At 46.5% G+C, this 258-nt stretch carries 1 protein-coding gene; it reads right to left on the reverse strand.

All coding sequences use genetic code 11. The features are described from left to right. On the reverse strand, positions 1-258 hold a 258-nt coding region (locus tag L9G74_RS21195), incomplete at its 3' end, for an MFS transporter (protein WP_275297556.1).

Raw genomic sequence — 258 nt, forward strand, 5'->3', positions numbered from 1 at the left:
TCTGAAGGACCACTGAATCTCCTCCAAAGTTTTTCCCTTGGTCTCCGGGACCAAACTGGCCGAAAATATCAAGGTGAAAGCGCTCATAATCATGTAAAGAGTAAAGGTTCCTTCACTACTCCAAGACAATAGCAAGGGTGCAGTCACAGTAACCACCCAGGCAATGAACCAGTTGGCTAGAGTTGCAACACTTCCAGCGAGGCCTTTAATATTGACCGGCAAAATCTCGGACATTATAATCCATGGAATGGGCCCCAT

The organism is Shewanella electrica (assembly GCF_022321485.1).
Taxonomy (GTDB): Bacteria; Pseudomonadota; Gammaproteobacteria; order Enterobacterales; family Shewanellaceae; genus Shewanella; species Shewanella electrica.